12 protein-coding genes are annotated in these 10,361 nt (G+C 72.2%); 8 read left to right on the top strand and 4 right to left on the bottom strand.

Going from position 1 to position 10,361, the window contains the following annotated elements:
• Positions 1-495, top strand: a 495-nt coding sequence (locus JHD21_RS16790) for a MaoC family dehydratase (protein WP_292677523.1), incomplete at its 5' end; no start/stop codon positions are given.
• Here JHD21_RS16790 and JHD21_RS16785 read toward each other — a convergent pair.
• Positions 456-1,673 (bottom strand): MFS transporter, encoded by a 1,218-nt coding sequence (locus tag JHD21_RS16785; RefSeq protein ID WP_292677521.1) that lies wholly within the window; start codon positions 1,671-1,673, stop codon positions 456-458. The genes JHD21_RS16790 and JHD21_RS16785 overlap by 40 nt on opposite strands.
• Positions 1,674-1,820: 147 nt before the next feature.
• Between JHD21_RS16785 and JHD21_RS16780 the strand changes: the two genes are divergently transcribed.
• From JHD21_RS16780 to JHD21_RS16770, 3 genes are read left to right on the top strand one after another with little or no spacing between them, the layout of a single operon-like run.
• Positions 1,821-3,725 (top strand): NAD-binding protein, encoded by a 1,905-nt coding sequence (locus JHD21_RS16780; RefSeq protein ID WP_292677519.1) that lies wholly within the window; start codon positions 1,821-1,823, stop codon positions 3,723-3,725.
• Between the two features lie 9 nt (positions 3,726-3,734).
• The gene (locus tag JHD21_RS16775) at positions 3,735-4,292 is read left to right on the top strand and encodes a histidine phosphatase family protein (RefSeq protein WP_292677516.1); all 558 of its coding nucleotides are present in this window, start codon (positions 3,735-3,737) and stop codon (positions 4,290-4,292) included.
• Positions 4,293-4,305: 13 nt separating this feature from the next.
• Entirely contained in the window at positions 4,306-4,947 is a 642-nt protein-coding gene (locus tag JHD21_RS16770; RefSeq protein WP_292677514.1) for a DUF6758 family protein, read from the top strand.
• A gap of 3 nt (positions 4,948-4,950) precedes the next feature.
• Here JHD21_RS16770 and JHD21_RS16765 read toward each other — a convergent pair whose 3' ends face one another.
• Positions 4,951-5,799, bottom strand: a complete 849-nt coding sequence (locus tag JHD21_RS16765) for an AraC family transcriptional regulator (RefSeq protein ID WP_292677512.1) — start codon at positions 5,797-5,799, stop codon at positions 4,951-4,953.
• Positions 5,800-5,886: 87 nt separating this feature from the next.
• Between JHD21_RS16765 and JHD21_RS16760 the strand changes: the two genes are divergently transcribed.
• Both JHD21_RS16760 and JHD21_RS16755 read left to right on the top strand, forming a co-directional pair.
• Positions 5,887-6,765, top strand: coding sequence for an SDR family NAD(P)-dependent oxidoreductase (locus JHD21_RS16760; protein WP_292677510.1), 879 nt, complete (start codon positions 5,887-5,889; stop codon positions 6,763-6,765).
• Complete coding sequence (locus JHD21_RS16755) at positions 6,762-7,229, top strand: hypothetical protein (protein WP_292677508.1); 468 nt, start codon at positions 6,762-6,764, stop codon at positions 7,227-7,229. Before JHD21_RS16760 ends, JHD21_RS16755 begins: the two co-directional genes overlap by 4 nt.
• A 13-nt stretch (positions 7,230-7,242) precedes the next feature.
• Here the strand turns inward: JHD21_RS16755 and JHD21_RS16750 are convergent, their stop codons facing one another.
• Positions 7,243-8,001 (bottom strand): SDR family oxidoreductase, encoded by a 759-nt coding sequence (locus JHD21_RS16750; protein WP_292677506.1) that lies wholly within the window; start codon positions 7,999-8,001, stop codon positions 7,243-7,245.
• Positions 8,002-8,044: 43 nt separating this feature from the next.
• Between JHD21_RS16750 and JHD21_RS16745 the strand changes: the two genes are divergently transcribed.
• Positions 8,045-8,857 carry a ParA family protein gene (locus tag JHD21_RS16745; RefSeq protein WP_292677504.1) on the top strand — a complete coding sequence of 271 codons (813 nt, stop codon included), beginning with the start codon at positions 8,045-8,047 and terminating at the stop codon, positions 8,855-8,857.
• On the top strand, positions 8,854-9,651 hold the full coding sequence (locus tag JHD21_RS16740; protein ID WP_292677502.1) for a L,D-transpeptidase: 798 nt from the start codon (positions 8,854-8,856) through the stop codon (positions 9,649-9,651). Before JHD21_RS16745 ends, JHD21_RS16740 begins: the two co-directional genes overlap by 4 nt.
• A gap of 15 nt (positions 9,652-9,666) precedes the next feature.
• Here the strand turns inward: JHD21_RS16740 and JHD21_RS16735 are convergent, their stop codons facing one another.
• Positions 9,667-10,335, bottom strand: a complete 669-nt coding sequence (locus JHD21_RS16735; protein WP_292677499.1) for a response regulator transcription factor — start codon at positions 10,333-10,335, stop codon at positions 9,667-9,669.
• Positions 10,336-10,361 lie beyond the last annotated feature (26 nt).

The raw sequence follows: 10,361 nt of genomic DNA, 5'->3' as shown, positions 1-10,361 counted from the left end.
GCGACCTACAAGCACTGGCCCGGCAAGACGGTCACCGAGTACGACGACCACCTGTTCTGCCTCCTCACCATGAACCACCACCCGCTCCACCTCGACGTCAACTACGCCGAGGAGACCACCCAGTTCGGCAAGAACGTCGTGGTCGGCAACTACGTCTACTCGATCCTGCTCGGCATGTCGGTCCCCGACATCTCCGGCAAGGCGATCGCCAACCTGGAGATCGAGTCGCTGCGCCACGTGGCACCGACCTTCCACGGCGACACGCTCTACGGCGAGACCACGGTGCTGGACAAGTGGGAGTCCAAGAGCAAGGACGACCGGGGCGTCGTCCACGTCGAGACGATCGGCTACAACCAGGACGGCAAGGTCGTCTGCATCTTCCGCCGCAAGGTGATGGTGCCGAAGAACAGCTACCTCGAGGAGCGCGGCGGCGAGCAGCCTGGTCGGCCGGTGCCTCAGCCCGACAAGAACTGGCCGGGGCGCTCCGGCGACTGATCGGCCGCACCAGGGACGAAGGCGCGCGCGAGCGGGATGAGCGTGAGCACGATGACCATCGGCAGCGCGAAGCCGTAGCGGAGCGAGCCCGAGCCCACCAGCCCGGTGAGCACCGAGCCGAGCAGCGCGCCCAGGTAGTTGAACTGGTTGAAGCGCCCCACCACGGCGTCCACGGCGGCCCGGTCGGCACCTGGGCCGCCGGCGATCCGGGCGGCCGCCGAGAAGCTCAGGGGCGCGACCACGGAGACACCGGCGCCCAGCAGGGTGAACCCGAGCACCACGACCGGCCACGTCGGCGCGGTCACGACCACGAGCAGCGCCAGGCTGGCGACCATCGCGCCGGTCCGGAGCACCGGCACCGCGCCGTACCGCGCCACCAGCCCGTCGCCGGCGAGCCGGACCACGAGGCTGGCCAGCAGGTAGGGGAACGTCGCCAGCGCGACCAGCGACGACGGCGTCGAGAACGCGTCGTCGAGGTAGGTCGGTCCCCAGGTCTGCGCCGACGTGTCGACCATGTAGAACACGACCATCCCGAGCCCGACCAGCAGGATCGGCCGCCAGGGGACCGGGATCCGGGCCGCGGCGTCCGTGGCCTCGCCGTGATCGCGAGGCAGGTAGGCCGCGAACAGGGCGGCGACCGGGAGGACGGCGATCGCGGCGGTGGTCCAGAACGGCAGCGAGCCCATCGCCAGCGCCAGTCCGGCGCCCACGAGCCCGCCGAAGGTCCACGCCCCGTGGAAGGACGGCAGGATCGGCCGGGCGTAGCGCTGCTCGACGGCGACCGCCTGCATGTTGGAGGTGGCGTCGACGATCCCGAGGGCGACGCCGTACGCCGCGAGCCCCGCCACGAAGACGCCGAAGGCGGGGGCGGTGCTGAGCACCGGCACGGCGAGAGCGACCAGCAGCAGCCCGGCGCGCAGGGTGGAGCCGCTGTCGCGGCGGTGGGCGACCCGCTCGGCCAACAGCGACCCCGCGCCGGCGAGCAGCACCATCATGAGCAGCAGTCCGGAGAGCTCCACCTCGCTCAGGTCCCACTCCCGGCGGACGTCCGGCAGCCTGGTCGTGAGGCTGATGAAGACCATGCCCTGGGTCGCGAAGGCCACGGCCACGGCGCCCCTGGCCCGGCGGTCACCTGGGGTCGGTGTGGCCTCCGGCGTGCCGGTCGGGGTCGCGGACATGGCCCGATCGTGCCAGTGACGCCACGCGTGCTCGCGGGGGATCATGCTTCGGACCCCTGTCCGGTGACAGGGGTCATTCGAGCGAGCGAGGGAGCAGCCTGCATGGCGCGCACGGGACAGCAGCTACGAGTGCGGACGGCGAAGGCCATGGCGCAGAGCGGACGACCGTCGGTCAAGACCGCGACGGAGAAGAAGTCCGGCCTGGGCGACCGCCTGCGCTACATGTTCGACAACTCCATGTCGGCGGGGACGCCGGCCCTGGTCGCGTGGCTGACGGCGGCGACGCTGCTCCTGATCCTGCTGTTCGCCTTCATCCTCACCGTCACGGGGATGGGCAACGACGGCACCGACCGGAACTTCTTCGAGGAGCTCTTCTACAACCTGCTGCACGCGCTCGACCCCGGCACCATCGGCGGCGACGTGGGCAGCTGGCCGTTCCTGCTGACCATGCTCGGCCTGACGCTGGGTGGCCTCTTCATCGTCAGCGCCCTGATCGGTGTGCTCGCCACGGGCATCGACTCCAAACTGGCCGACCTGCGCCGTGGCCGGTCCATCGTGCTCGAGGAGGACCACACCGTCATCCTCGGCTGGTCGGAGTCGATCTTCACGATCATCAGCGAGCTGTGCCTGGCCAACGAGAGCCGCAAGGACCCGGTCATCGTCATCCTGGCCGACCGCGACAAGGTCGACATGGAGGAGGAGCTCAAGGTCAAGGTGCCCGAGCGCCGGGGCACCAAGGTCATCTGCCGGTCCGGCTCGCCCATGGACATCGACGACCTGCGGCTGAGCAGCCACGACACCGCCCGCTCGGTCATCCTGCTGGCGCCGGACTCCGACGACCCCGACTCCGAGGTGATCAAGACCCTGCTCGCGCTGACCCACGAGGGGAACGAGGGGCCACGGATCGTCGCGGAGATCCAGGACCCCGAGAACATCGAGGCGGCCCAGCTCGTCGGGACCGGGCGGACCACCCTGCTCGACATCCGGGAGACGGTCGCCAAGCTGGTCGTGCAGACCTCGCGCCAGTCCGGTGCCGCCGCGGTCTACACCGAGCTGTTCGACTACGAGGGCGACGAGTTCTACTTCTTCGAGGACCACGGCCTGGCCGGCTCGACGTACGCCGAGGCGCTGCAGGCGTTCGAGTCGGCGTCGGTGGTCGGCCTGATCGACGACGGGGTCTCGAAGCTGAACCCGCCGCCGGGCACCGTGATCACCGCCGAGCAGACGCTCATCGTGGTCGTCGAGGACGACTCCGTGCTCGACGGGCAGTCGCGGTCGCTCACCGAGCCCGCCCTCACCATGCTGGGCGAGCGGCTCAGCGACGAGGCCCAGCCCACGCAGGCGCTGGTCATCGGCTGGAACGACCGCGCGCCCATCGTGGTCCGCGAGCTCGACCGCTACGCCACGCCGGGCTCGACGCTGACCGTGCTGACGACGTACGGCGAGCCCGACCTGCCCGCGATGTCGAACCTCGCGGTCACCGTCGTGAAGGCCCCGTCGACCAGCCGCGCGGTGCTCAACGAGCACGTGCTCGCCGACCTCGACCAGATCATCGTGCTCTGCTACGACCGGGACCTCGACATCCAGACCGCCGACTCGCGGACCCTGGTCACGCTGCTCCACGTGCGCGACATCCTCGGCAAGGTCGGGTCGGACGTGCCGGTGGTCAGCGAGATGCTGGACGACCGCAACCGCGTGCTGGCCTCGGTCGCGGACGTCGACGACGTCGTGGTCAGCGGCGAGATCGTCAGCCTGGTGGTCACGCAGCTGTCCGAGGACGGCCGGCTCGAGTCGGTGTTCCGGGAGCTGCTCGGCGCCGAGGGCAGCGAGATCTACCTGCGGCCGGCGGAGTGGTACGTGAAGCCCGGGGAGAACGTCAGCTGGGCCACCGTGGTCGCCGGTGCCGCGCGCCGCAGCGAGACGGCCATTGGTCTCAAGTCGGAGCTGCTCGCCGAGCCGGGGATGCGGTTCGGGGTCGTGGTGAACCCGCCCAAGTCGCAGACCTACACGATCTCGGCCGGCGACGCGGTCGTGGTGCTGGCCGAGAACTAGCCTTTCCGCGTGGGCGACCTCTGGCTGGTGCGGCACGGGCAGACGGAGTGGAGCCGCGCCGGACGGCACACCTCGACGACTGACCTGCCGCTGCTCCCGGAGGGCGAGGACGCGGCCCGGGCGCTCGCGTCCCGGCTGGCGGGCACTCCCTTCGAGCTGGTGCTGACCAGCCCACGCCGGCGCGCCCGCCGTACCGCCGAGCTGGCGGGCTTCCCGGACGCCGAGGTCGATCCCGACCTGGCGGAGTGGGAGTACGGCGACTACGAGGGCGTGACCACGCTCGAGATCCAGGAGCACACGCCCGGGTGGACGATCTGGACGCAGCCGGCGCCGGGCGGTGAGTCCGCGCAGCAGGTGAGCGCCCGGCTCGACCGCGTCGTGGCCCGGGTGCGGTCGACCGAGGGAGCCACCCTGGTCGTCGGGCACGGGCACGCCTCGCGCGCGCTGGCCGCGAGGTGGCTCGGCCTCCCCGTGAGCGAGGGACGGCTGCTGCGCCTCGACACCGCCACCGTGTCGGTGCTCGGCTACGAGCGTGCGGACCCGGTGGTCCTGCGGTGGAACTCCTGACAAGGTAAGCCGCATGCCGCTGACCGCCGGGTGCCCCCGGTGCCCGACCCCGGTCGCTCGGACGGGCGTCGACGGCGGCTGGTCCTGCCCCGAGCACGGAGAGATCGTGCCGCTGTGGCGGCCGGACGAGGTGTCGTACGACGCCTTCGTCGAGCACCTGGGCGCCACCGCCACCTTCCCGACCTACCTGCCGTGGCCACTCAGCCCCGGGTGGCGGGTCACGGACTTCGCGGCCGTCGGTGACCACGGCCACGGTGGGCGCGCCGTGATGACCTGCGTGTCCGGCACGAGCGAGCTGGACGGCCCGGTCGACGTGCTCGTGGTCAGCGAGGAGGCCGGCACGGGGCTCGGAGCCCGGGTCGCCGGGACGCGGCACGACGACCCGGGCGACGAGGTGGGCAAGGGCCCCCCGACGGTCCGGGTCCGCGTCGACGGCCAGACCGTGCCCCTGTGGCCGGTCTCGACCAGTGAGTCGCGTGGCGAGTGGGACCGCTCCGTGCTCGCCGGCGAGGCCGCCGGGCGCTGGCTGTGGATGGTCCTGCGTCCCGCCTCCGCGGTCCTCCTGCTCCGCGACGACTGGATCCTGCGCGACGTCTCCGGTCTCGGTCCGCCGCTGGTGGAGCTGCCGTTCGGGGGACCCGCCCCCGCCTGGTGAGGGTCAGGCCCCGGCACGGGCGGTACGCCGGTAGCGGCCCGGGCTGTGTCCTGTCCAACGCTTGAAGGCCGACGCGAACGCCACGTCGGAGCCGTAACCGACCCGGGCGGCCACCACGGCCACCGTCGCGTGCTCGTCGCGGAGCAGGGTGCGGGCGCGCTGCATGCGTACCGCGGTCACGTAGCGCATCGCCGGCTGGCCCACCTGGGCGGTGAACCTCGCCGAGAAGGTCGCCCGGGCCAGGCGGGCGATCCCGGCCAGCTCTTGAACGGACCAGTGGTGGCCCGGATCCTGGTGGATCGCCCCCAGCACCGGAGCGATGTGCGGGTCCCGCAGGCCACCCAGCCACCCCGGCTCGAGGCTGGTCCGCGCGTGGTGGCGCAAGGCCTGGATCACCAGGGCGTCGGAGAGCCGGGCCATCACGACCTCGCCCCCCGGCGCGTCGTCGCGAGCCTCGTTCCCGAGCGCCTCGACCAGGAGGCCGAGGGCCGGCGCCGCCACGACCGCGACCCTGACCACCCGCGGAAGCGAGCCCAGCACCGGATGCTCGGAGTCGCCCACCACGAACGCGCCGCAGAGGATGGTGCACCGCGCCGGGTCGGCGGACGCGCTCGCGGGGGCCGCGCGGATGACGTGGGAGTCCCCCCGGGGCAGCACGGCCACGTCACCGGCGGTGAGCGCGTGGGTGCTGCCGTCGGCGGTCACGAGCTCGCAGGTCCCACCGGTCACGGCATGGATCCCGCGGAGCCGGTGCTGGTCGAAGTCGAGCGTGAAGGGCGGGTCGAGCTCCAGCCAGCGGTAGCCCACGCTCTCGAAGCGCAGCTCGCGGAGCACCGTGGTCAGTGCGTCCACCGGGACCGGTCCATCCTGGACGAACGCTGTGGTTTCCAAGACTTTCACTCATGGATTGTCGCACTGAGCCGACCTAGCGTGGCCGGCATGAACGAACGAACCACGTTGGTGACCGGTGGGACCGGTGGCATCGGAGCCGCGGTGGCGGTCCGGCTGGGCGCCGGAGGCGACCGGCTCCTCATCGCCGGACGCGACCAGGCCCGCGGCGCGCGGGTGCTCCGTGACCTCGCCGGCGCCAACCCCCGGGTGGACCACGCCCACGTCCCGGTGGACCTCTCCCTCATGGCGGACACCGCCCGACTGGCGGACGAGGTGGCGTCGAGGACCTCGCGCCTGGATGCGGTCGTGCTGTGCGCGGGGGTCTTCGCCGGTGCGGCCGAGTGGACCAGCGAGGGCCTGGAGCGGACCTTCGCGCTGAACTACCTGTCGCGGTTCCTGCTGCTGTCGCGGCTGCTGCCCCTGGTGGCCGCGGCGCCATCGGGCCGGGTCGTCCTGGTGGCCAACGCCGGCAAGTACGGCGACAGCCTCGACCTCGACGCGGTGCTCGAGGGGCGGGCCCACCCGCGCCGTCATCTGGCGGCGGCCAGCCAGTTCGCCAACGACCTGCTCGCCGTCGAGCTGGCCGCTCGTCTGGCCGGTACGTCGGTGGAGGTGACGTGCGTCTTCCCGGGAGTGGTCCGCACCGACGTGTTCCGCAACGCACGCGGCGTACCTGCTCCGCTGCGCTGGGTCGCCCGAGGTGTGGCACGACTCGTCGGGAGCGAGGTCGAGACGGCGGCGGAGACGCCGGCCCGGCTCGCCCAGGACCCGACGGTCGGGAGCAACGGGGGCTTCTACGGGCCGGGCCTGCGGCCGATCGAGGTGCCGCGGCGGGCGGCGGACCCAGGACGCCGGCAGGAGCTGTGGGAGGTCAGCCGGGTGCTGCTGCGCCCATGGCTGTCGGCCTCGGCCGAGGTTGCGTCGTGATCGAGCGCATCGCGCAGGTCAAGCTGCCGGTGACAGACCTCGTCCGCAGCGTCCCCTGGTACTGCGAGCTGCTGGACCTGCGGGTCTGGATCGAGTTCGAGGAGGACGGAGAGCTGCGCGGAGTAGGGCTGATCGACGAGGAGGGACGGTTCTGCATAGCCCTGCGGGACCGCAGCGTCTGCGCGGGCCGACCGGACCTCTCCGGCTTCGACGTGGTGGCCCTGACCCCGAGCTCCGCGGCGAGCCTCGCGGAGCTGGTCTCCCGGTGCGACCGGCTCGGGATCGCCCACAGCGGGATCGTGGAGACGGGATCCGGCCTCCTGCTCGACGTGCCGGACCCGGACGGGACCGTGCTCCGCTTCTACCACTACACGGCACCGACGGACGGCTTCGTCGGCATCAGGTTCGTCGACGGCGTCGAGGTGGGCACCTACTCACGGTCCAGACTCGTCCCAGCTCCGTGACCTCGCGGGGTGGCTACTTCCGCCCGAGCGCCTGGAACCGCTGCAGCACGCTGCTGGGAACCGCCCGGGCCAGTGCGGTGATCGCCTTGTACTGCGCCGAGGGGATCGAGAAGACCTTGCCCTTGTCGAAGTCGCTGAGCGCGGTCGCGACCAGCTGGTCGGCGTCCAGCCACATGAAGCCGGGTGCCGACCCCCGGCTGACGCCCATCCGCTCGTGGAACTCGGTCTTGGTGAAGCCCGGGCAGAGGACGGTGACGGTGACCCCGCGGTCGCGGTACTCGTTGGCCGCCCACTCGCTGAAGCTGTTGACCCACGCCTTCGCCGCGCTGTAGGTGCCCCGGGGCAGGAACGCCGCCACGCTGGACACGTTGATGATGCCGCCGCTGCCGCGCTCGGCCATCGGGCCCAGGGCGGCGTGGCTCAGGCGCAGCACCGCGGTCACCAGCACCTCGAGCATCGCCTGCTCGACCTCGATGTCGTTGTCGAGGAACCGGCCCTTGAGCCCGAAGCCGGCGTTGTTGACCAGGAGGTCGACCGGCCGGTCCCGGTCAGCCAGGCGGCGCTCCACCGTGGCCAGCGAGGTCCGGTCGGCCAGATCGGCGGCCAGCACCTCGACCCGCACGCCGTGGGCGGAGCGGAGCTCCTCGGCGACCTCGACGAGGCGCGCCTCGTTGCGGGCGACCAGCACGAGGTCGTGCCCGCGCTCGGCGAGCTGGCGGGCGAACGAGTGGCCGATCCCCGCGGTCGGGCCGGTGACGAGAGCGGTGGGCATGGCGGTCAGTCAACCATCCACGGTTCCGGCACAATGGGGCGCGATGAGCGCCCAGAAGACGAAACAGCCGACGGTCCTCGCGGTCGCCAACCAGAAGGGTGGCGTCGCGAAGACGACCACCGTCGCCTCGATCGGAGCGGCGCTCGCCGAGCTCGGTCACCGCGTGCTGCTCGTCGACCTCGACCCGCAGGCCTGCCTGACGTTCTCGCTGGGCATCGACCCGGAGGACCTCGAGCTGTCGGTCCACCACGTGCTGACCAAGGGCCTCGCCCCGGGAGAGGCGATCCTGGAGACCGAGGACGGCGTCGACCTGCTGCCGGCCACGATCGAGCTCGCCCGCGCCGAGGCCGACCTGCTGACCCGCACCGGCCGCGAGCACGTCCTCGCCGGGGTCGTCGCCGACCTTCAGGAGAGCGCAGGCGACTCCGGCGCGGCGTACGACTGGATCCTGCTCGACTGCCCGCCGTCGCTCGGCGTGCTCACCGTCGCCGCGCTCACCGCCGCGCAAGGCGTCCTGATCCCGCTCCAGTGCGAGACGCTGTCGCACCGCGGGGTGGGGCAGCTCCTCGACACCGTCCACGACGTCCGCCGCTTCACCAACAAGGGACTCGAGGTCTGGGGTGTGCTGCCGACGCTGTACGACGGTCGTACCAACCACTCCCGGACGGTGCTGGAGACGATCTCGGACACCTATGCGCTCGACGTGATCGAGCCGCCGATCCCCAAGACGATCAAGTTCGCCGAGGCGCCGGCGCGGGGCCGGTCGATCCTGTCGACCAGCCGCAGCAGCAAGGGCGCCCGGGCCTACCGCGAGGTGGCGGGCAACCTGGTGAAGCGAGCGTCCGCGCGAGGATGAGCCGACACCGGGCACAGCCTCCGCGTCGCCGGTCCCCGGCGTCGCCGCACCGGCACGCCGCCGCGGCCCAGCCTCGTTACGGGCGGATCGGTGTGGTCGCGGTGTCGGCGACGGTGTGCCTGGTCGCGATGCTGGGCGGGTTCGGCGTGCTGCCCTCGGTGGCCGGTCCCTCCGACCGCGGTGGCGAGACGGACGTCGCCCGTGACCTGACCGGCCGGACGGGTGGCTCCGGGCTGGCCGCCATCGGCGACAAGGCCGTCCTCGTCCTCGACTCCGCCCAGGACGAGGCCGCTGCCGGCTCCGCCGACGACAGCGCGACCGCCGGCGCCGCGGGCACCGCGCCGGTCGAGGAGGCCGACCCGCCCGAGGTGGACCCGTCGGCCGACGAGACCCTGCCCGCCGACTCCGGCGACGGCTACCGAGTGGTCTTCAGCGAGGCTCGCCAGCGGGTGTGGCTCGTCGACGGGGACGACGAGGTCGTCCGCACCTACCCGGTGTCCGGGAGCCTCTACGACAACCTCGACCCCGGCTCCTACGAGGTCTACTCCCGCTCCGAGCAGGCCTACGCCTTCGACGGCTCTGGCAGCATGAAGTACTTCGTCAGGTTCGCCCAGGGTGACACCGGCGCGGCGATCGGCTTCCACGACATCCCCGTCGACAACGACGGCCGGCTGGTGCAGACCCGTGCCCAGCTGGGCACGCCGCAGTCGCACGGCTGCATCCGTCAGGAGCGCGAGGACGCGATCGCGCTCTGGGAGTTCACCGAGATCGGTACCGAGGTCGTGGTGGTCTGAGCCGGCCCGGTCGGCTCAGCCTCCCAGCCCCGCGTCCCTCGCCTTGACGATCGCGTCGGCGCGATCACGCGCGTGGATCTTCGTGAGGACCAGGGACACCACGTTGCGGACGGTCTTGTCCGACAGGTAGAGGCGGGTCGCGATGGCGGCGTTCGACAGCCCGCCCGCGACCAGGTCGAGCACCTCGAGCTCGCGGTCGGTCAGGTCCGGGAACGCCTCGGCACCCCGTCGCGTGGTGCGTCCCGACTCCTGCACCCGGTGCAGCACCTGGTCGGCGACGCTCCCACCGAAGACGGCTCCACCGTCGGCGACGTCGCGGAGGGCGCGGGCGACCTCGTGCTTGGTGGCGCCCTTGACCAGGTAGCCGCGGGCACCCGCCCGCAGGGCGGCGAGGACGCTGTCGGCGCCCTCGTGCATCGACAGGACGAGCACCTGCGTGTCCGGCAGGGCGGCCCGGACCCGCCTGGTCGCCTCGACGCCGTTGAGCCCCGGCATGGCGATGTCCATGAGGATCACGTCGGGCCGCAGCAGCTCGGCCTGCTCGACCGCCTCCAGGCCGTCGCCGGTCTCGCCGACCACCGTGACGCCCTCCAGGGAGCCGAGCACCATCGCCAGGCCCTCGCGGTAGACCGGGTGGTCGTCGGCGATCAGCACCCGCAGGGGCTCGGTGCGCTCACCGGTCACGCGCGCACCTCCTCGAGGAGGGGGGC

Source organism: Nocardioides sp. (genome assembly GCF_016462705.1).
Lineage (GTDB): Bacteria > Actinomycetota > Actinomycetes > Propionibacteriales > Nocardioidaceae > Nocardioides.
The sequence above is the reverse complement of the archived record's forward strand: the minus strand, read 5'-3'. Positions and strand labels throughout refer to the sequence as shown.

Coding starts and splice junctions, on each gene's coding strand:
- JHD21_RS16785 (WP_292677521.1), bottom strand. CDS start 1,673: ATGTCCGCGACCCCGACCGGCACGCCGGAGGCCACACCGACCCCAGGT.
- JHD21_RS16745 (WP_292677504.1), top strand. CDS start 8,045: ATGAGCGCCCAGAAGACGAAACAGCCGACGGTCCTCGCGGTCGCCAAC.
- JHD21_RS16780 (WP_292677519.1), top strand. CDS start 1,821: ATGGCGCAGAGCGGACGACCGTCGGTCAAGACCGCGACGGAGAAGAAG.
- JHD21_RS16770 (WP_292677514.1), top strand. CDS start 4,306: ATGCCGCTGACCGCCGGGTGCCCCCGGTGCCCGACCCCGGTCGCTCGG.
- JHD21_RS16750 (WP_292677506.1), bottom strand. CDS start 8,001: ATGCCCACCGCTCTCGTCACCGGCCCGACCGCGGGGATCGGCCACTCG.
- JHD21_RS16740 (WP_292677502.1), top strand. CDS start 8,854: ATGAGCCGACACCGGGCACAGCCTCCGCGTCGCCGGTCCCCGGCGTCG.
- JHD21_RS16760 (WP_292677510.1), top strand. CDS start 5,887: ATGAACGAACGAACCACGTTGGTGACCGGTGGGACCGGTGGCATCGGA.